Source organism: Oleispirillum naphthae, assembly GCA_027864655.1.
Lineage (GTDB): Bacteria > Pseudomonadota > Alphaproteobacteria > Rhodospirillales > Rhodospirillaceae > Oleispirillum > Oleispirillum naphthae.
Window position 1 is genome coordinate 334259 of sequence record JAQAZG010000001.1, and the last position, 19452, is coordinate 353710.

General features: G+C 68.9%; 17 protein-coding genes. 9 read left to right on the forward strand and 8 right to left on the reverse strand.

Annotation, left to right across the window (positions count from 1 at the left end; all coding sequences use genetic code 11):
* Window positions 1–80: 80 nt before the first annotated feature.
* From dusA to rpmG, 9 genes are all read left to right on the forward strand, one after another.
* Complete coding sequence (dusA, locus tag O7R11_RS01575; RefSeq protein ID WP_337995715.1) at window positions 81–1082, forward strand: tRNA dihydrouridine(20/20a) synthase DusA; 1002 nt, start codon at window positions 81–83, stop codon at window positions 1080–1082.
* A 70-nt stretch (window positions 1083–1152) separates the two neighbouring features.
* Window positions 1153–2118, forward strand: coding sequence for an aspartate carbamoyltransferase catalytic subunit (locus O7R11_RS01580; RefSeq protein WP_337995716.1), 966 nt, complete (start codon window positions 1153–1155; stop codon window positions 2116–2118).
* Between the two features lie 5 nt (window positions 2119–2123).
* Window positions 2124–3410, forward strand: a complete 1287-nt coding sequence (locus O7R11_RS01585) for a dihydroorotase (protein ID WP_337995844.1) — start codon at window positions 2124–2126, stop codon at window positions 3408–3410.
* Complete coding sequence (gene plsY, locus O7R11_RS01590) at window positions 3403–4020, forward strand: glycerol-3-phosphate 1-O-acyltransferase PlsY (RefSeq protein WP_337995717.1); 618 nt, start codon at window positions 3403–3405, stop codon at window positions 4018–4020. The genes O7R11_RS01585 and plsY overlap by 8 nt, the downstream gene beginning before the upstream one ends.
* A complete protein-coding gene (gene dprA, locus O7R11_RS01595; RefSeq protein ID WP_337995718.1) occupies window positions 4017–5153 on the forward strand; it encodes a DNA-processing protein DprA in 1137 nt (378 codons plus the stop codon). Before plsY ends, dprA begins: the two co-directional genes overlap by 4 nt.
* A 124-nt stretch (window positions 5154–5277) precedes the next feature.
* Complete coding sequence (gene topA / locus O7R11_RS01600; protein WP_337995719.1) at window positions 5278–7974, forward strand: type I DNA topoisomerase; 2697 nt, start codon at window positions 5278–5280, stop codon at window positions 7972–7974.
* Complete coding sequence (gene rnr / locus O7R11_RS01605) at window positions 7971–10202, forward strand: ribonuclease R (protein ID WP_337995720.1); 2232 nt, start codon at window positions 7971–7973, stop codon at window positions 10200–10202. The genes topA and rnr overlap by 4 nt, the downstream gene beginning before the upstream one ends.
* Before the next feature lie 248 nt (window positions 10203–10450).
* Complete coding sequence (locus O7R11_RS01610) at window positions 10451–12031, forward strand: S41 family peptidase (RefSeq protein WP_337995721.1); 1581 nt, start codon at window positions 10451–10453, stop codon at window positions 12029–12031.
* Between the two features lie 86 nt (window positions 12032–12117).
* Window positions 12118–12285, forward strand: a complete 168-nt coding sequence (gene rpmG, locus O7R11_RS01615) for a 50S ribosomal protein L33 (protein WP_337995722.1) — start codon at window positions 12118–12120, stop codon at window positions 12283–12285.
* Window positions 12286–12341: 56 nt separating this feature from the next.
* Here rpmG and O7R11_RS01620 read toward each other — a convergent pair whose 3' ends face one another.
* From O7R11_RS01620 to rpoH, 8 genes are all read right to left on the reverse strand, one after another.
* A complete protein-coding gene (locus O7R11_RS01620; RefSeq protein ID WP_337995723.1) occupies window positions 12342–12719 on the reverse strand; it encodes a response regulator in 378 nt (125 codons plus the stop codon).
* Window positions 12716–13129, reverse strand: coding sequence for a DUF423 domain-containing protein (locus tag O7R11_RS01625; RefSeq protein WP_337995724.1), 414 nt, complete (start codon window positions 13127–13129; stop codon window positions 12716–12718). Before O7R11_RS01625 ends, O7R11_RS01620 begins: the two co-directional genes overlap by 4 nt.
* Window positions 13130–13370: 241 nt before the next feature.
* Entirely contained in the window at window positions 13371–14069 is a 699-nt protein-coding gene (locus tag O7R11_RS01630) for a Crp/Fnr family transcriptional regulator (RefSeq protein ID WP_337995725.1), read from the reverse strand.
* Between the two features lie 170 nt (window positions 14070–14239).
* Window positions 14240–15598, reverse strand: coding sequence for an ammonium transporter (amt, locus tag O7R11_RS01635; protein WP_337995726.1), 1359 nt, complete (start codon window positions 15596–15598; stop codon window positions 14240–14242).
* 14 nt (window positions 15599–15612) lie between these two features.
* Window positions 15613–15951: a P-II family nitrogen regulator gene (locus O7R11_RS01640; RefSeq protein WP_337995727.1), complete on the reverse strand. Its 339-nt coding sequence runs from the start codon at window positions 15949–15951 to the stop codon at window positions 15613–15615.
* 467 nt (window positions 15952–16418) lie between these two features.
* A complete protein-coding gene (locus tag O7R11_RS01645; protein ID WP_420792960.1) occupies window positions 16419–17741 on the reverse strand; it encodes an ammonium transporter in 1323 nt (440 codons plus the stop codon).
* A 14-nt stretch (window positions 17742–17755) separates the two neighbouring features.
* A complete protein-coding gene (gene glnK / locus O7R11_RS01650; protein WP_337995728.1) occupies window positions 17756–18094 on the reverse strand; it encodes a P-II family nitrogen regulator in 339 nt (112 codons plus the stop codon).
* A 307-nt stretch (window positions 18095–18401) separates the two neighbouring features.
* The gene (gene rpoH / locus O7R11_RS01655) at window positions 18402–19307 is read right to left on the reverse strand and encodes an RNA polymerase sigma factor RpoH (RefSeq protein ID WP_337995729.1); all 906 of its coding nucleotides are present in this window, start codon (window positions 19305–19307) and stop codon (window positions 18402–18404) included.
* Window positions 19308–19452: the final 145 nt, after the last annotated feature.

Here is a 19452-nt window from a genome sequence, read left to right on the forward strand (position 1 = left end):
TGTCCTTTGTGCCCGTTTTTTGACGTTTTGTCGCGCCCTCAGGTAGGGTATTCCTGCGTTCCCCATTGGAAGGCCGCCCGATGACCCGACCCGACCGCCGCCTCTCCGTCGCGCCGATGATGGACTGGACCGACAGCCTCGACCGCCGCTTCCTGCGCCTGATCACCCGGCGGACGCTGCTCTACACCGAAATGGTGACGGCACAGGCGCTGATCCATGGCGACGCCGCGGCGTTGCTCGCCCATTGTCCGGAAGAACACCCGCTGGCGCTGCAACTCGGCGGCGGCGAGCCCGCGCGGCTTGCCGAGGCGGTGCGCATCGCCGAGGGGCACGGCTTCTGCGAGGTCAACCTCAACGTCGGCTGCCCGTCGGACCGGGTTGCCGCCGGGCGCTTCGGCGCGTGCCTGATGACCGAACCCGCCACCGTGGCCGCCTGCGTGGCCGCCATGGCGCGCGCCACCGCGCTGCCGGTCACCGTGAAGCATCGCATCGGCGTGGACGAGACCGACAGCTACGAGCACCTTGCGGGCTTCGTCGCCACGGTCGCCGACGCCGGGTGCCGCAGCTTCATCGTGCACGCGCGCAAGGCCTGGCTTTCCGGCCTCTCGCCGAAGGAAAACCGCGAGGTGCCGCCCTTGCGCTACGACGTGGTGCGCCGCCTCAAGGCGGATTTCCCGGACCTCGAAATCATCCTCAACGGCGGCATCCGCTCCCTCGATGCGGCGCTCGCCGAGATCGGCCCGCTCGACGGCGCGATGCTGGGGCGCGCCGCCTACGAGACGCCATACGTGCTCGCCGCGGCCGACTCCAGGGTGTTCGGCGAGGCCGCGCCGCCGAAAAGCCGCCACGCCATAGCCATGGAACTGGCCGCTCTGGCCGAGGCGGTGACCGCCGAGGACACGCCGCTGCCCCGCCTCACCCGCCATGCGCTCGGCCTGTTCCACGGGCGGCCCGGAGCCAAGCTGTGGCGGCGCGCGCTGGGCGAGGATGCGCGCGACCCGCAGTGGCGGGGACCGCGCGCGGGCGAGCTGATCCGCACCGCCGCAGAGGCGATTCCGCACGCCGCCGCCGCTTGCGAATAAGCATGGTCACGCGGCGGCAAATCCTCCATAAAGAGGCGATTATCCCGCCGTTTCGCACCATGGACGCGCCATGACCTCCGGATTCATCCAACGGCATCTCCTCGGCACGCGCACCCTCTCCGCTGCGGAGATCCTCGACCTGCTCGACCGCGCCGACCGCTACGTCGCGGTCAACCGCTCGCCGGAAAAGAAACTCTCCGTACTCGCCGGGCGCACCGTCATCAACCTGTTCTACGAGAACTCGACACGCACCCGCACTTCCTTCGAACTCGCGGCGAAGCGCCTTTCCGCCGACGTCGTCAACATGCAGACCGGCGCAAGCTCGGTAGCCAAGGGCGAAACCCTGATCGACACCGCGGCGACGCTCAACGCCATGCACCCCGACGTGCTGGTGGTGCGCCACCACGATTCCGGCGCGGTCAGCCTGTTGTCGCAGAAGGTCAACTGCGCCGTGGTCAACGCCGGCGACGGCTGGCACGAGCACCCCACCCAGGCGCTTTTGGACGCGCTCACCATCCGCCGCCGCAAGGGCAAACTCGCGGGGCTCAAGGTGGCGATCTGCGGCGACGTGCTGCACAGCCGCGTGGCGCGCTCCAACATCCATCTGCTCACCACCATGGGGGCGGAGGTCCGCCTCGTCGCGCCGCGCACCCTGTGCATTCCCGGCGCGGAGTCGATGGGGGTTTCGGTGTTCCACGACATGGCCGCGGGCATCTCCGGCTGCGACATCGTGATGATGCTGCGCATCCAGAACGAACGGATGTCCGGCGGCTACATCCCCTCGACGCGCGAATACTTCCGCCATTTCGGCCTCGACCGCGAGCGCCTTGCCGCCGCCAAGCCCGACGCCCTGGTGATGCACCCCGGCCCGATGAACCGCGGCGTCGAGATCGACTCCGACATCGCCGACGACGTGGACCGCAGCGTCATCCGCGAACAGGTGGAAATGGGCGTAGCGGTGCGCATGGCGGTGCTGGAGAGCGTCACCCGCAACCTCGCCCGCGAGAACGGCGAACCCTGGGGGGACGAAAAATGAAGCCGATGCCGGGAAAAACCGCCTACGTCAACGCCCGCCTGCTGGACCCGGCGAGCGGCCTCGATGCGCCGGGCGCGCTGCTCGCCGAGGGCGAGACCATCGCCGCCGTCGGCAGCATCGGCGAAATCCCCGCCGACGCCGAAGCGGTGGACTGCCGCGGCCTCTGCCTCGCGCCGGGCCTGGTGGATATGCGGGTGCAACTGCGCGAACCGGGCGAGGAGCACAAGGAAACCATCGCCTCGGCCTGCCGCGCCGCAGTGGCGGGCGGCGTCACTTCCATGGTCTGCCTGCCCAACACCGGCCCGGTGATCGACAACGACGCGGTGGTGGAGTTCGTGGCGCGGCGCGCCCGCCAGGCGGGCCTGACCAAGGTCTACCCTTACGGCGCGGCGACCAAGGGCCTGAAAGGCGAGGAAGTCGCCGAGATCGGCCTTCTGGCCGACTCCGGCGCGGTCGCCTTCACCGACGGGGAGCGCGCCGTCGCTTCCGCCGTGGTGATGAGCCGCCTGCTCTCCTACGCCGCGGGCTTCGGCCACCTCATCGTGCAGCACCCGGAGGAGCCGACGCTCGCGGGCGGCGACATGAACGCCGGAACCACCGCCGGACGCCTCGGGCTTGCGGGCATTTCGCCCGCCGCCGAGTGGATCATGCTGGAGCGCGACCTGCGTCTCGTCGAGATCACCGGCGCGCGCTACCACGCCGCCCACATCTCCACCGCCGAAAGCGTGGCGATCATCCGCCGCGCCAAGGAGAAGGGCCTCGCCGTGACCTGCGACACCGCGCCGCCCTATGCCCTTCTCACCGAGGATGCGGTGGGCGAGTTCCGCACCTTCGCCAAGCTCTCGCCGCCGCTGCGCAAGGAGAGCGACCGCGCCGCCATCGCCGCGGGCCTCGCCGACGGCACCATCGACTGCCTCGCCTCCGACCACAGCCCGCAGGACGCGGACTCCAAGCGCAAGACCTTCCACGATGCGGCCTTCGGCGGCGTCGGCGTGGAGACCCTGCTCTCCGCCGCCCTGGAACTCGCCCGCGCCGGCGGCCTCGGCCTCCTCGACGCGCTGGCCAAGGTGACGGTCAACCCCGCCCGCGTGCTCGGCCTGCCCGCCGGGCGGCTGACCGCCGGGGCGGCGGCGGACCTCGTGCTCTTCGACCCCGAGGCGCGGTGGGAGGTCAACGCCGCCACCCTGCTCTCGAAGTCGAAGAACTCGCCGTTCGACGAATCCACCCTGCCCGGCCGCGTCATCCGCACCGTGATCGACGGCCGTACCGTGTTCGAGGCCGCCCATGGTTGAAGTCGGCGTGTTCGCTCTCGTCATCGCCGCCGCAGGGGGATACCTGCTCGGCTCCGTACCCTTCGGCCTGGTGCTGACGCGCCTCGCCGGGCTCGGCGACCTGCGGCAGATCGGCTCCGGCAACATCGGGGCCACCAACGTGCTGCGCACCGGCCGCAAGGGCCTGGCCCTCGCCACCCTGCTGCTCGATTCCGGCAAGGGGGCGATCGCCGCCATCGCCGCCCTGCTGCTCGCCGGGCCGCAGGCCGCCCTGGTCGCCGGGCTGTTCGCGGTGCTCGGCCACAACTTCCCGGTCTGGCTCGACATGAAGGGCGGCAAGGGCGTCGCCACCACCCTCGGCGTGCTGCTCGCCACCTCTCCGGCGGTCGGCGCGCTCGCCTGCCTCACCTGGCTCGTCGTGGCGTGGTTCCTCCACTATTCGTCGCTCTCCGCCCTGGTGGCGCTCAGCCTCGCGCCGCTCTTCGCCTTCGCCTTCGGCGATGCGGGCCACGCCCTGGTCTATGCGGTTCTGGCGGTTCTCGCGCTGATCCGCCACCGCGCCAACATCGAGCGCCTGCTGGCGGGCACCGAGCCGCGCATCGATTTGCAGAAGAAATTCAGGAAGCCATGACCCCAGGCCTGGCAGACGGCGAACGGCTGGACTGGCTGCGGCTCTACCGCTCCGAGAACGTCGGCCCGATCGCCTTCCGCCGCCTGCTCGCCCGCTTCGGCTCCGCCGCCGCGGCGCTCGACGCGCTGCCCGATCTTGCCCGCTGCGGCGGCGCGCGGCGCCCCGTCGCCATCGCCTCCCGCGCCGCGGCGGAGGCCGAGGCCGCCGCCGTCGCCGCCATCGGCGGGCGGCTCCTCGCCCTGCCGGACGCGGACTATCCGCCGCTTCTGCGCGCGCTCGCCGATGCGCCGCCGCTGATCTGCGTCCTCGGCCGCGCCGAGCTGCTGCACAACCGCTGCGTCGCCGTGGTCGGGGCGCGCAACGCCTCCACCAGCGGCTGCCGCATCGCCGCCGGGCTCGCCCACGACCTTGCGGAGATGGGCTTTGCCGTGGTTTCCGGCCTGGCGCGCGGCATCGACGCGGCGGCCCATGCCGGGGCCGGAGCGGCGCGCACCGTCGCGGTGATGGCGGGCGGCGCGGATGTCGCCTATCCCAGCGACAACGCCGTTCTGCATGCGAAAATCCGCGCCGAAGGCTGCCTGGTTTCCGAAATGCCGCCGGGGGTGGAGCCGCAGGCCCGCCACTTCCCGCGGCGCAACCGCATCGTCTCCGGACTCGCCGAGGGCACAGTGGTGGTCGAAGCGACGGCGCGCAGCGGCTCGCTGATCACCGCGCGGCTCGCCGCCGAGCAGGGGCGCGAGGTGATGGCGGTGCCCGGCTCCCCCGCCGACCCGCGCTCCGCCGGGCCGAACCGCCTGATCAAGGACGGCGCTGCGCTGGTGGAAAACGCCGCGGACGTGGCCGCCGCCTTGGAGCGTCCCGCCCGAGAGGACCTCTTTCCCGGCCTCGCCGAGGCGGAGGCGAAGGTCCTGCCCAGCCGCCTCTCCGCCCCCTTGGACGGCGCGAAAACCGCGGCGGAGAAGCGGCGAACCCTTCTTGAATCTTTGACGACGGCGCCGCTTCCGGTTGACGCGGCGCTGCGCCGATGTCAATTGTCTGCTGCCGAGGGCGCGGTCGCGCTGCTGGAACTGGAACTCGCCGGGCGCATCGAACACCTGCCCGGCCAGATGATCGCCTTGATCCCCGATCCCTGATCCCCCGGCGGCGGCGAACATGCGGCTTCCCTGATGCACATGCGTTTTGGGGGTTGCAATCCGTTCCCGAAAGCTGTTTCCCTTGCGGGGCGCTTAGAAACAACCTCAAGTTCCGGTGCGTTTAATGGACGTCGTCGTCGTCGAATCCCCGGCCAAGGCCAAGACCATCAACAAGTATCTTGGCCCCGGCTACACCGTCGTCGCGAGCTATGGGCACATTCGCGACCTGCCGCCAAAAGACGGCTCGGTCGATCCCGAAAGCGGTTTCGCGATGCAGTGGGAGATCGACCCCAACGGCGAAAAGCACATCCGCGCCATCGCCGATGCGCTGAGAAAGGCCGACCGCCTGATCCTCGCCACCGACCCGGACCGCGAGGGGGAGGCGATCTCCTGGCACGTCCAGGACGAACTGGCGCGGCGCAACGTGCTGAAGGACAAGCCGATCCAGCGCGTCGTGTTCAACGAAATCACCAAGCGCGCGATCCTCGAGGCGATGGCCAATCCGCGCGACATCGACCAGGAACTGGTGCGGGCCTATCTGGCGCGCCGCGCGCTCGACTATCTGGTCGGCTTCACCCTTTCGCCGGTGCTGTGGCGCAAGCTGCCGGGCAGCCGCTCCGCCGGGCGCGTGCAGTCGGTGGCGCTGCGCCTGATCTGCGAGCGCGAAAAGGAAGTCGAGGACTTCCGCTCCGAGGAATACTGGAGCATCGACGGCGCCTTCCTCACCCCGGCAGGCGCGCCCTTCTCCGCACGGCTCACCCGTTTCGACGGGCAGAAGCTCGACAAGATGTCGGTCTCCGGCGAGGCGATGGCCAAGGCGATGGAACTCGCCCTGCGCCGCGCGAAATTCTCCGTCGGCACGGTGGAGCGCAAGACCGCGAAGCGCCACCCCTATGCGCCGTTCACCACCTCCACCCTGCAGCAGGAGGCGGCGCGCAAGCTCCACTTCCCGGCGAAGAAGACCATGGACGTGGCGCAGCGCCTCTACGAGGGCATCGACCTCGGCGGCGAGACCGTGGGTCTGATCACCTACATGCGTACCGACGGCGTGCAGATGGCGGCGGAGGCGGTGGCCTCGGCGCGCGAGGTGATCGCGCGGGACTTCGGCCAGGCCTACCTGCCCGGCGCGCCGCGGGTCTACAAGACCAAGGCGAAGAACGCCCAGGAAGCGCACGAGGCGATCCGCCCCACCGACCTCACCCGCACCCCCGCCTCGGTGGAGCACCTGCTCTCCCGCGACCAGGCGCGGCTCTACGAACTGGTGTGGAAGCGCACCATCGCGAGCCAAATGGAAAGCGCGGTGCTGGACCAGGTGGCGGTGGACGTGGACGCGCCGGAAGCCAAGGCGACGCTGCGCGCCACCGGCTCCATCGTCGCCTTCGACGGTTTTCTCAAGGTCTACCGCGAGGACGCCGACGACAGCGAGACCCTTAACAAGACCGATGACGGCGACCGCCGCCTGCCGCCGATGCGGGAAGGCGACGTGCTCGCGCTCAAGGAAATCACCCCCGAGCAGCACTTCACCCAGCCGCCGCCGCGCTATTCGGAAGCGAGCCTGGTGAAGAAGATGGAAGAGCTCGGCATCGGGCGGCCCTCCACCTACGCCTCGATCATTTCGGTGCTGCAGGACCGCGACTACGTGCGCCTGGATGCGCGCCGCTTCATCCCCGAGGACCGCGGCCGCGTCGTCACCGCGTTCCTCGAGAACTACTTCAGCCGCTACGTGCAGTACACCTTCACCGCCGACCTGGAACAGCAGCTCGACGAGATTTCCGACGGCAAGCTCGCCTGGCAGCGCGTGCTCACCGAATTCTGGAAGGATTTCACCGGCGCGGTGGATGCCACCAAGGAGCTGCGCGTCTCCCAGGTGCTGGACCAGCTGGACGCCGACCTCGGGCCGCACTTCTTCCCCGAAAAGGCGGACGGCGCCGACCCGCGCGCCTGCCCGCAGTGCGGCACCGGCCGCCTCGGCCTGCGCCTCGGCAAGCACGGCGCGTTCATCGGCTGCTCCGGCTATCCGGAGTGCCGCTACACCCGCCCGCTGAGCCTCAACGGCAACGGCAACGGCGAGGCGGAAGCGCCGGTGATCGAAGGGCCGCGCGTCCTCGGCCCCGATCCGGAGAGCGGCCAGACGGTGAGCGTGCGCAAGGGTCCCTACGGCGCCTACGTGCAGCTCGGCGAAGGCCAGGCCGCGGAGGCGGCCAAGGGCGGCAAGAAGAAAGCCAAAGCCAAGGTGGAAAAGCCGAAGCGGGTTTCCCTGCCGCGCGGCCTCGAGCCGTCGGACGTGACTCTGGCCCAGGCGCTTGCCCTGCTCGCCCTGCCGCGCGACCTCGGCGCCGACCCGGAAAACGGCGAGATGGTGCAGGCGGGCCTCGGGCGTTTCGGCCCCTACGTCAAGCGCGGCAGCATCTACAAGTCGCTCGCCGCCACCGACGACGTGCTCGAAATCGCGCTGCCCCGCGCCTGCGAACTGCTGGCGCAGTCCCCGGCGGCGAAGAACCCGCCCAAAGAACTCGGCCCCCACCCTGCCGACGGCCAGCCGGTGAGCCTGCGCCAGGGCCGCTTCGGCCCCTACGTGCAGCACAAGACCCTGCGCGCCACCCTGCCCAAGGCCGACCGCGAGGCGGGCGACCTCAGCCTCGCCCGCGCCGTGGAAATTCTCGCCGCCAAGGCGGCGAAGGACGGCACCGCCGCCCCGGCGAAAAAGCCCGCCAAGGCGGAGAAGAAACCCGCCGCGAAGAAGCCCGCGGCGAAAAAGAAACCTGCGGCGAAAAAGAAGCCCGCCGCCAAGACGAAAAAGAAGGAAACCGCCGCGCCGTGACCGCGAAAAAACCGCCGCTTCCCAGCAAGGAGCAACTCGCCGCCTTCATCCGCGAAGCCGGAGGCGACGTGGGAAAGCGGGAGATCGCCCGCGCGTTTTCCATCACCGGCGACAACCGCACCTACCTCAAGGCGATGCTGCGCGAGCTCGCCGACGACGGCCAGGTACGCAAGGGCGCGAAGCGCCGCTTCGCCGACCCCCAGGCGCTGCCCACCATCACCGTGGTCGAGGTGTTCGCCGCCGACCGCCAGGGCGACCTGCTGGCCCGCCCGGTAACCCAGGCCGACTGGGAAATTTCCAAGAGCGTCTCCGACGACCCGCCGCACATCCGCGTGCTCGCCGCGCCGCGCATCCGCCCGGCGATCGGCGTCGGCGACCGCCTGCTGGCGAAGCTGGAACCGGCGGGCCGCCACGCCTACACCGCGCGGCCGATCCGCCGCATCTCCCACGGCACGGCGCGCCTTCTCGGCATCATCGAGGCGGCGGGCGAGGGCTTCGTGCTGCGGCCCACCGACCGCAAGGCGGGCGGCGAGTTCACGGTACGGGCGGAAGACCTCGGCCGCGCCAAGCCGGGCGATCTGGTCTCCGCCGAAATGCTGCCGCGCCGCGGCAACCGCTTCGGCGCACGGCAGGCCCGCGTCGTCGAGCGCCTCGGCAGCCGCGCCGAGCCCAAGGCGTTCAGCCTCATCGCCCTGCACGCCAACGACATCCCCTACGTCTTCACCGACGAGGCGGTCGCCCAGGCGAAGGCGGCGCAGCCGGTGACCGCGCTGGGCACGCGCGCCGACCTGCGCAAGGTTCCCCTGGTCACCATCGACGGCGAGGACGCGCGCGACTTCGACGACGCGGTGTTCGCCGAGGCGGACCCCGACCCCGCCAACCCCGGCGGCTGGCACCTCGTCGTCGCCATCGCCGACGTGGCCCACTACGTCCGCCCCGGCGACGCGCTGGACCGCACCGCGAAGGAACGCGGCAACTCGGTCTACTTCCCCGACCGCGTGGTGCCGATGCTGCCGGAGGAGCTTTCCAACAATCTCTGCTCGCTCAAGCCCGACGAGGACCGCCCGTGCCTCGCCGCGCACCTGTGGATCGACGCCGAGGGCCGCAAGCGCGCCCACCGCTTCGAGCGCGCGCTGATGCGCTCCGCCGCGCGGCTGACCTATACCCGCGTCCAGGCGGCGCGCGACGGCCACCCCGACGAGGCGACCGAGCCGCTGCTGGAGACCGTCATCGCGCCGCTCTACGGCGCATACGCGGCGCTCAACCGCGCCCGCATCGCGCGCGGCACGCTGGACCTCGACATTCCGGAAAAGAAGATCCTGGTGGATGAGCAGGGCAACGTCACCGGGGTTTCGGTGCGCGAGCGCTTCGACAGCCACCGCCTGATCGAGGAGTTCATGATCCTCGCCAACGTCGCCGCCGCCGAGGCCCTGGAATCGGTGCGCGGGCCGGTGGTCTACCGCGTCCACGACGAGCCTTCGCTGGAAAAGCTGGAGGCGCTGCGCACCACGCTGGCCACCGTGGGGATCAAACTCGCCAAGGGCCAGGTGCTGATGCCCAAGCACTTCATGCGCATCCTCGAACAGGCGGAGCGCATGCCGCAGCGCGAGATGATCCACCAGATGGTGCTGCGCACCCAGGCGCAGGCGCAGTACGACCCGGAAAACATCGGCCACTTCGGCCTGGCGCTGCGCCGCTATGCGCATTTCACCTCGCCGATCCGCCGCTATGCCGACCTCCTCATCCACCGCGCCCTGATTTCCGGTTTCGCCATGGGCGACGGCGGCCTGCCGCCGGACGCCGCTGCCGGACTCCACGACGTTGCGGAACACATCTCGATGGCCGAGCGCCGCGCCGCCAAGGCGGAGCGCGAGGTGGTGGACCGCTACGCCGCGCTCTACCTCGCCGACCGCGTCGGCGCGGACTTTGCCGGGCGCATCGCCGGGGTCTCCCGCTTCGGGCTGTTCGTCACCCTGGCGGAAACCGGGGCCGACGGCCTGGTGCCGATCTCCACCCTGCCCAACGACTTCTACCGCCACGACGAGGCGCGCAACCGCCTGGTCGGGCAGCGCGGCGGCCGCACCTTCGCCCTCGGCGACGCGCTGACCGTGCGCCTGATGGAGGCCGACCCGCTGACCGGCTCCCTCGTCCTCGCCCTGGCGGAAACCGCCGATTCCCTGCCGCAACGCAGACCCGCGCGCATCCCCCGCCCGAAGCCCCGCCGGTGAAGCTGAAAAAGGCAAAAAGCCAAAACTTTGCGAGGGGACTCGATCCCCTCGCGCACCCCATAACTTAGGTTTTCCGCGCAGCGCCATTCGCCTGAGGCGATTGCCGCGAGAGATGTCGCCTGCCGCTTTGCGGCGAAAAACTTAGGGGGAAATCCCCCGGAAGGAAGTCCCTCCACGAAGTTTTTGTTTTCCAGCCCCCCGCCGCTTTCTGCTAGAAACGGTCAGACTCTGGAACGGCGGAAACAACGATGAACACGCGGTCCTCCGGACGGATGCTCGGACACGTTCTGGCGCGCCTCGCCCTGGCGGCGGCGCTGCTGCTGGGTGCGGCGTTTCCGGCGGCGGCGCTGGACGCGCCGGAGGCGGCACGGGTTCTCGCCTATGGCCTGCGCGCCATGGAGACCCGCACCCTGGAGCCTGTCCGCCTCGACGCCACGACCCTGGAGGGCCTGCGCGGCCTCGCCGCCATCGAACCGGGGCTGACCCTGCAGAGCGACGAGAAAGGCATTTCCGCGGAACTCGGCGGGCGGCTCATCGGCCGCCGGCCCCGCCCCGCCGACGACACGCCGGAGGCCTGGGCGGTGCTGGCGATGAACCTGCTCGCTGCGGCGCAGGAACGTTCCGGCGCGCTGGCCGGGATCGACGCCGAGGCGCTCTACCAGGCGTTCTTCGATTCCGCCCTGGCGCAGCTCGACCCGTTCTCCCGCTATGCCGGGCGGGTAGAGGCGGAACGCCAGCAGGAGCGCCGCAACGGCTTCGGCGGCATCGGCATCCGCTACCGCCTGCACCGCGACCACCTGGAGGTCACCTCGGTGCTGGAGGGCACCCCGGCAGAGGACTCCGACATCGAGCCCGGCGACCGCATCGTCAAGATCGGCGACACCCCGGTGGACAACCTCTCGCGCAAGGCGGTGCACGACCTCTTGCGCGGCCCGGTGGACAGCCGCCTCGCGCTCACCCTCACCCACGGCGGCGAGACCCGCGTCGTCGAGATGCGCCGCGGCCTGGTGTCCACCCCCACCGCCTTCCTCTCCCAGAGCGGCGGCATGCCGCGCCTCAAGATCACCCGCTTCAGCCAGCAGACGGTGGCGCTCTCCCGCCGCCTGATCGAGGAATACCTCGCCGCGGCGCGCGAACGCCCGGCGGGGCTGATCCTCGATTTGCGCGGCAACCCCGGCGGCCTGCTCGACCAGGCAGTGAGCCTGAGCGACCTCTTCCTGATCAAGGGCGACATCGTTTCCACCCGCGGCCGCCACCCCCACACCCTGCAAAGCTACCAGGCGACGCAGACCGACGTGCCGGGCGGCGACATCCTCGGCGGGCTGCCGATTCTGGCGCTGATCGACGGGCGCACCGCCTCGGCGGCGGAGATCGTCGCCGCCGCGCTGCAGGCGGATGGCCGCGCCGTAGTGGTGGGCACCACCTCCTACGGCAAGGGCACGGTGCAGACCGTGGTGGCGATGCCCAACGGCGGCGAACTCACGCTGACCTGGTCGCGCTTCTACACCCCTTCGGGCTACGCCCTGCACGGACTCGGGGTGATGCCCACGGTGTGCACCGCCGAGGGCCGCACCACGCCGGAGATGCTGATGCGCGCGCTCACCGGCGGCACGCTGCCCGCCATCGCCAACTACGGCCGCTGGCGCAGCGTTCCCCTCGCCGACGCGGAGAGCCGCCGCGCGCTGCGCCGCGTCTGCCCGCCGGAGGATCACGGCGACCGCGACGCGCTCGACCTCGACGTGGCGCAGGCGATCCTACAGAGCCCCGGCGCCTACCGCACCGCGCTGGCGGCGCTGGAAACCGCCTCGGCCAGCCGTCCTTCGCCGTGAAGCCGCTTTGAGGCTTGACATCGCCGCTGGAACCGTTATTTTCCGCGTTTCACAAGGTTTACGTCTCTAACGATGGAATTCAGGTCATGGCTAAGCCCGCCACCGTGCTGATCAAGCTGGAGAGCACCGCCGGCACCGGTTACTTCTATGTCATCAAGAAGAACCCGCGGAACACCACCGAGAAGATGGAATTCCGCAAGTACGATCCGGTGGCGCGCAAGCACGTGCCGTTCAAGGAAACCAAGATGAAGTAAGAGCGGCTTCTTGCCGCCTGAAAAAGCGCGCCGCCTTCGGGCGGCGTGCTTTTTTTTCATGGGCGCGCCAGGGCGGCGCGCAACTTGGCCAGCACCTCGGCGATTTCGAAGGGCTTGCCGATCCAGCCGGAAAACGGCACATCCGCCCACTCCTCGGCAAGCAGCGCCTCCGGCAACAGGCCGGAACACGCCCACACCGGCACCGACTCCAGCCCCGCCAGAGACCGGATGCGCCGCGCCCACTCCCGCCCGTCGCCGTCGGGCAGGCGCAGGTCCATCAGCACCAGGGCCGGAGCCTCCGCCGCGGCGAGGCGCAGCGCCTCCGCGCCGTTCGCCGCCAGCGCGGCGCGTCCCCCGGCAAGGGCCACCAGTTCGCCCATCAGGCGGGCGCCGGGCCCCGTATCCTCCACCACCAGAACCAGCGGCGCGCTCATGCCGCGGCTCCGCGGGAGAGTCGCACCGCGGCGAGCGCGGCGAAGATCCAGCCGCCGATCAGGCCGAAGGCCCCGGCGGGAACGATGATGCCGGGCCGCAGGTCGGAGAGCGCCTGCACGTAGAGCCCGCCCGCGAAGGCGAGGATGCCGAAGCTCCACAGCGCCGCGGCGAGCAGCAGGTCGCGCCGCGCCTTCGGCGGCGCGGCGGGCGCGGCGATCACCGCGGCCCACGCCACGGCGAGATGCGGCAGGTGGTACTTCAGGCCGGTCTCGATCCACGCCGAGGACGCGGTGGAGAGCCCGGCGTGCGCGCCCAGCGCACCGACCACCACCGCCAGCAGGCCGAGCGCCCCGGCGAGGATGCCGAGCGCTGCGCCCGCCGTGCGCAGCGGGGAGGAGGAAGAGGTCATGATCGTCTCCGTGCGTGAAGTCCCCGGCTCATGTTGGCGGGCTGCCGCGGCGATGCAACCGCCTCCGCGAAAAGAAAAAAGGCCGGGCTTAAGAAAGCCCGGCCTCGAGTATGCTCTTGAGGGAAAGAGGATACCGATATCGGCGATAGGATCACCGATAGGTTCACCTTGCCTCAAACCGACCGCGAGGGAAGTGACGTTCGTCACTCCCTGGGGAAAAGTTATCAACGTCAAGGAATTTTCACAGATCGCCACGCACATCCTCGACGATGGCGGCCAGCCGCGCCACATCCTGCACCACCAGGGCGCTCTTTTCGCGCTTCACGATGCCCTGGCGCGACAGATCGCTCATCACCCGGGCCACCGTCTCGCGGGTGGTGGAAACCCGGCTCGCCATGTCGGAATGCACCGGTATGGGAGAGATCACGGCGCGGCCGTTTTCGTCCTCCCCCGCCGCGCGGGCGAGGCGCAGCACCTCGGCATGCACGCGGTTGTTGGCCCCGAGCGTGCTGAGGTCGAGAATCCGCCCCGAGGAGGTGCGCACCACCGCGGCGAGGCGGCGCATCAGCGCGAGCGCCACCGCGGGATGTTCGGTGGACACCTTGCGGAAGGGCTCGTCGCCCAGGGAGGCGACGAGGGAGGGCTCCACCGCCATCACGCTGGCGGAGCGCGGTTCGCCGTCGAGCGCCGCGAGCTCGCCGAAATAGCCGCCGGGGCCGATGTCGTCCAGCGTGATCTCGCGGCCGGACACCGAATAGAGGACGACGCGCACCATCCCCTCGACGACGAAGAACACGTCGCGGGAATCGCTCTGGCGGTCGATGATCTCTTCGCCCGCGCGGAAACGCCGCCAGATCAGGACCCGGTCGAGATAGGCCAGAAGCTCCGGGGAAAGCCCGGCGAACATCGTCACGTCGGTAGCAAGCGGCTTTTGCTTCATCGGTGGCGCCAAAGGTGTCGAAAGCGTGAACGGGAGAGGTCCGCAGGCGGACTCCCATTAAACAGTATGCCCGGAGTCTCAACAAAGTGTGAAAGACAAAACCGTCACGCACAGAAAAACCGGGACGCCCATGGGGCGTCCCGGCTTGCGCTTGGGAAAACCGGCGCGCCTTACAGGCGGGCGGAACCGGTGCCGAATTCCGGATAGGCTTCCATGCCGAGTTCGGCCTTGTCCTGACCCTGGAACTCTTCCTCTTCGGTGACGCGGATGCCGACGGTGTACTTCAGCACCGCCCAGGTCGCGCCGGTGGCCACCACGGTGAACGCGCCGATCGCCACGATGCCGGTGATCTGCGCGACGATGTCGCCGCCGTCGAAGATGCCGACGCAAAGGGTGCCCCAGATGCCGTTGACCAGGTGCACCGAGAGAGCGCCGACCACGTCGTCGATCTTCAGCTTGTCGATGATCGGCACCGCAACCACGGCCAGCACGCCGCCGACGCCGCCGATGATGATGGCGTAGAGCGGGGTGGGCACGTCCGGACCGGCGGTGATCGCCACCAGGCCGGCGAGCGCGCCGTTCAGGGACATCGACAGATCGACCTTCTTGAACAGCACCTGCGAGGCCATCATCGCCGCGACGATACCGGCGCAGGCCGCGATGTTGGTGTTGGCGTAGACGTTGGCGATGGACACCGCGTCAGCCGCCGAACCCAGGGCCAGCTGCGAGCCGCCGTTGAACCCGAACCAGCCGAACCACAGGATGAAGGTGCCGAGCGTCGCGAGCGGCAGGTTGGAACCCGGGAACGGGTTGACCGAGCCGTCGGCGTTGAACTTGCCCTTGCGCGGCCCAAGCAGGATGGCGCCGGTAAGAGCGGCCCAGCCGCCCACCGAGTGCACCAGGGTGGAACCGGCGAAGTCCTTGAAGCCCAAGCCCGCAAGCCAGCCCTGACCCCATGCCCAGGAACCGGTGATCGGGTAGATCACGGCGGTGAGCACCATGGTGAAGACCATGAAGGGCCACAGCTTCATACGCTCGGCGACGGTGCCGGAGACCACCGAGGCGGCGGTCGCGACGAACACCACCTGGAAGAACCAGTCGGACATCACCGCATACTTGTTGCCGACCACCGGATCGACCAGAGCCGCGGTCTTGTCGGTGGCGGCGATCAGCGCGGCCTCGGCCGCGGAGGGATCGTAGAACAGCGAGAAGGTGCCGATGAAGCCGCCATCGACGCCGGTGTACATCAGGTTGTACCCGACGAGGTAGTACATGATGCAGGCCATCGCATAGAGGGCGATGTTCTTCAAGCAGATCGTGGCGGTGTTCTTGGTGCGCACCAGACCGGCTTCCAGCATGGCGAAGCCGGCGGCCATCCACATCACCAACGCGCCGTGAATCAGGAAGGAAAACGTGTTGAAAACGAATGCGGTTTCCGTCTCCACCGCGGCCTGGGCGACGCCGGAGGTCGCCACCACCCCAAGGGCGGCCAGGGCCGGGAGCACGGCCAAGTTTTTGCTGATCTTCATTGCTGAATGTCTCCTCAAAGCGCTTCGGCGTTGGTCTCGCCCGTGCGAATGCGCACCACCTTGGCGATGTCGGTAATGAACACCTTGCCGTCGCCGATCTTGCCGGTCTTGGCGGTGCTGACGATGGCGTCAACGACGGTGTCAACCATGTCGGCGGGAACCGCGACTTCGATCTTCACCTTGGGCAGAAAATTCACCACGTATTCGGCGCCACGATAAATCTCGGTCTGGCCCTTCTGGCGGCCAAAACCCTTGACCTCGGTCACCGTCAAGCCCTGAATCCCGAGAGGCGTCAACGCCTCGCGGACATCATCCAGCTTGAACGGTTTGATGATCGCAGTGACGAGCTTCATCCGTTCTCCTCCACATCTCGCTACGGCGGGTGAGGCCGCCTCCCTCTCACGCAGCCTCCCTGCGCACGCCGCCATCAATACAAGCCGCGTGCCACTTCTCGGGCGGGCCGAGGGCAAAAAAACAATCGTTTATCAGCAAAGGGTTATAAGGTTATCCCGAAGCGGGTCCGGGCCTTTCCGTGCGCATGGATGGGTATTCTGCACAAAATCAGGTCAAAAATCGGGCCCACACTTCCGCCGCGCCCTCCCCACCCCCCCGGCAATCCCCGCAGGTGGCGGCTGGAGGTTTTCCAGATTTCCTGGAAATCTTGCATAGCCAAATAGATATAGGTGGATCGCCGGGCTTCCATGGCGCCGTCCGCAAGCTCGGACATGCGATTAAAAAATATGCAACAAAGCCCGGCAGGCAGCATGACGGCGCCGGGGAATGCCCCGGCGCCGCACGCTTTTTCGCCGTTCGCGGCCGCCTACTGCACCAGAGTCTCGCCGTGCAGGGCGAAATCCAGGCCGCCGATCTCCTCTTCCTTGCTGACCCGCAGGCCCACGCTCAGGTCGAGCGCCTTGAGGAGGAGGAAGCTGCCGATCCCCGACCAGGCGATGGTGACGAGCGCGCCCTTGATCTGCACCCACACCTGCATCGCGTTGCCGTCGATCAGGCCGGACTTGCCCGCGCCGCCCACCGCGGCGACCGCGAACACCCCGGTCAGCACCGCGCCGAGCAGGCCGCCCAGGCCGTGCACGCCCCAGACGTCGAGCGCGTCGTCATAGCCGAAGCGCGCCTTGAGCCAGACCACGCCCCAGAAGCAGACGAGCCCGGAGGCCGCGCCGATCAGCATCGCGCTGCCTACCGAAACGAAGCCGCAGGCCGGGGTCACCGCCACCAGTCCCGCCACCGCGCCCGAGGCCGCGCCGAGCAGGCTGGGCTTGCCGCGCACCGCCCACTCCGCCAGGGTCCAGGCGCACACCGCCGCGGCGGTGGCCGCATGGGTGTTGATCATCGCGTAACCGGCAAGGCCGCCCGCGGTGAGCGCCGAGCCCGCGTTGAAGCCGAACCAGCCGACCCACAGCAGCGCCGCGCCGGTCATCGTCAGCGCCAGGTTGTGGGGCGCCATGTTCTCGCTGCCGTAGCCGTGGCGCGGCCCGATCATCACCGCGGCGATGATGCCCGCCACCGCGGCGTTGATGTGCACCACGGTGCCGCCTGCGAAGTCCATCACGCCGTCGCCGGCGAGGTAGCCGCCCGGCCCCCACACCATGTGCGCCACCGGCACGTAGACGAGAAGCAGCCACGCGCCGAGGAACAGCATCATCGCGGAGAACTTCATGCGGTCGGCGGGGCCGCCGACGATGAGCGCGGGGGTGATCACCGCGAAGGTGCACTGGAACATCACGAACACGGTTTCCGGGATGGTCGGCGCGAGCGGCGCCGGGGTTTCGGGCAGAATCCCCGAAAGCAGGGCGCGGGACAGCCCGCCGACGAAGGCGTTGCCCTCGGTGAAGGCGAGGCTGTAGCCCGCGAGCACCCAGAGAACGCTCATCCATCCGGCGGCGAACAGGCACTGGGTGAGCACCGCGAGCACGTTCTTGCGGCGCACCATGCCGCCATAGAAGAGGGCAAGGCCGGGGATGGTCATCATCAGCACCAGGGCCGAGGAGATGAGCAGCCAGGCGGTATCGCCGGAATCGATCGCCGGGGCCGCGGGCGCGGCCTGGGCAAGGGCGGGAGCCGCCGGATACAGAAAGGCTCCGCAGATCGCCATGGCGGCGATCCGCTGCGTCGGACCATGCATGGGGCGATCCTCCCTCAGATCGCTTCGGCGTCGGTTTCGCCGGTGCGGATGCGCACCACCTTGCCGATCTCCGCGACGAAAATCTTGCCGTCGCCGATCTTGCCGGTCTTGGCCGACGCCGCGATGGCGTCGATCACCGCATCGACCATGTCGTCGGACACCGCGATCTCGATTTTCACCTTGGGCAGGAAGCTCACCACATACTCGGCGCCGCGGTAGATTTCGGTCTGGCCCTTCTGGCGGCCGAAGCCCTTGACCTCGGTGACGGTCAGTCCCTGGATGCCCAAGGGCGTCAGGACGGCGCGCACGTCCTCCAGCTTGAAGGGCTTGATGATGGCGGTAATCAGTTTCATTGTTCGTCTCCCACTGTACCCGCTGATGCACGTTTTTTATGCGTGCCGCCTATATACAAACCACATGCCAAACGCCATGCCCGTCCACCGGATAAAATTGCCCTTTTATTCCAATGACTCGGCGGCATCGCCGAAATGTCGCCAACCTGCCGCAGCGAGGACGTGCCCAGGAAACAGGCGGTAACGCCTGCCGTGAGCACCGACATCCGCACAAGAATGTAGCACGCGGCGGCGCGCGGCGAGCACGAAAAAACCCGGCCGCAGTGGGCCGGGTTCGTGTTTTGCAAAAGCCGTTCCCGCCGCCGCCTTACGGGGTGAACAGCGCCACCTCCGGCGCATCGTGGCCGAGGCGGCCCGCCGCCTCGCGGATGGCGCGGGAAAGCTTGTCGAAGGCACGGTTCTCGATCTGGCGCACGCGCTCGCGGCTGATGCCGTAGGACCTGCCGATATCCTCGAGCGTCATCGGCTCGCTCTGCAGACGGCGCAGGCGGATGATCTCCGCCTCGCGTTCGGAGAGGCTGCTCATCGCATCGGCGATCAGGCGCTTGCCGAGGTCGTTCTCCTGGCGGGAGGTCATCTCCTCCTCCTGGTTGGGGCGGGAATCGACCAGGAGCTCGATGCGCTCCATGCCGCCTTCCTCGCCCACCGGCGCGTTCAGGGTCGCGTCCGGCCGCGCCAGGCGGCGGTTCATCGTCACAACCTCGTGCTCCGGCACGCCGAGATCCTTGGCGATCTGCGCCACTTCGGAAGGCGCGAGATCGCCCTCCTCGTAACGGCCGAGCGCCGCCTTGGCGCGCCGCAGGTTGAAGAACAGCTTCTTCTGTGCCGCGACGGTGCCGATCTTCACCATCGACCAGCTGTTGAGGATGTATTCGTTGATCGCCGCCTTGATCCACCACATCGCATAGGTGGAGAGGCGGAAGCCGCGTTCGGGGTCGAACTTCTTCACGGCGCGCATCAAACCGACGTTGCCTTCGGAAATCAGGTCGGCCACCGGCAGACCATAATGCCGGTACCCCATCGCGATCTTCGCGACGAGACGCAGGTGGCTGGTCACCAGTTTGTGCGCGGCCTCGATGTCGCCATGTTCGGAGAAACGGCGCGAGAGCATGTATTCCTCTTCCACGGGGAGAATCGGGAACACCCGGATCGCCCGCAGATAGGCCTGCAAACCGCCTTCATCGGAAATCGCCGGAACGCTGATCGTCGTCATTGCTTGGGCTCCTTGATACCAACCAGGGGTGGACGCTGTTCGGATGGGGAAAAATCCCCAGCGCTCCCGTTTCTCCCAACGCGGGGAGACAGCGGGGCGGATCGACGCGAGCGGTCCTAAAAGCCGTGGCGAAAACGAACGATCG

Coding starts and splice junctions, on each gene's coding strand:
- amt (WP_337995726.1), bottom strand. CDS start 15,598: ATGAAGATCAGCAAAAACTTGGCCGTGCTCCCGGCCCTGGCCGCCCTT.
- O7R11_RS01625 (WP_337995724.1), bottom strand. CDS start 13,129: ATGACCTCTTCCTCCTCCCCGCTGCGCACGGCGGGCGCAGCGCTCGGC.
- O7R11_RS01580 (WP_337995716.1), top strand. CDS start 1,153: ATGACCTCCGGATTCATCCAACGGCATCTCCTCGGCACGCGCACCCTC.
- rpoH (WP_337995729.1), bottom strand. CDS start 19,307: ATGACGACGATCAGCGTTCCGGCGATTTCCGATGAAGGCGGTTTGCAG.
- topA (WP_337995719.1), top strand. CDS start 5,278: ATGGACGTCGTCGTCGTCGAATCCCCGGCCAAGGCCAAGACCATCAAC.
- O7R11_RS01640 (WP_337995727.1), bottom strand. CDS start 15,951: ATGAAGCTCGTCACTGCGATCATCAAACCGTTCAAGCTGGATGATGTC.
- O7R11_RS01610 (WP_337995721.1), top strand. CDS start 10,451: ATGAACACGCGGTCCTCCGGACGGATGCTCGGACACGTTCTGGCGCGC.
- O7R11_RS01630 (WP_337995725.1), bottom strand. CDS start 14,069: ATGAAGCAAAAGCCGCTTGCTACCGACGTGACGATGTTCGCCGGGCTT.
- dprA (WP_337995718.1), top strand. CDS start 4,017: ATGACCCCAGGCCTGGCAGACGGCGAACGGCTGGACTGGCTGCGGCTC.
- rpmG (WP_337995722.1), top strand. CDS start 12,118: ATGGCTAAGCCCGCCACCGTGCTGATCAAGCTGGAGAGCACCGCCGGC.
- O7R11_RS01645 (WP_420792960.1), bottom strand. CDS start 17,741: ATGCATGGTCCGACGCAGCGGATCGCCGCCATGGCGATCTGCGGAGCC.
- O7R11_RS01585 (WP_337995844.1), top strand. CDS start 2,124: ATGCCGGGAAAAACCGCCTACGTCAACGCCCGCCTGCTGGACCCGGCG.
- dusA (WP_337995715.1), top strand. CDS start 81: ATGACCCGACCCGACCGCCGCCTCTCCGTCGCGCCGATGATGGACTGG.
- plsY (WP_337995717.1), top strand. CDS start 3,403: ATGGTTGAAGTCGGCGTGTTCGCTCTCGTCATCGCCGCCGCAGGGGGA.
- glnK (WP_337995728.1), bottom strand. CDS start 18,094: ATGAAACTGATTACCGCCATCATCAAGCCCTTCAAGCTGGAGGACGTG.
- O7R11_RS01620 (WP_337995723.1), bottom strand. CDS start 12,719: ATGAGCGCGCCGCTGGTTCTGGTGGTGGAGGATACGGGGCCCGGCGCC.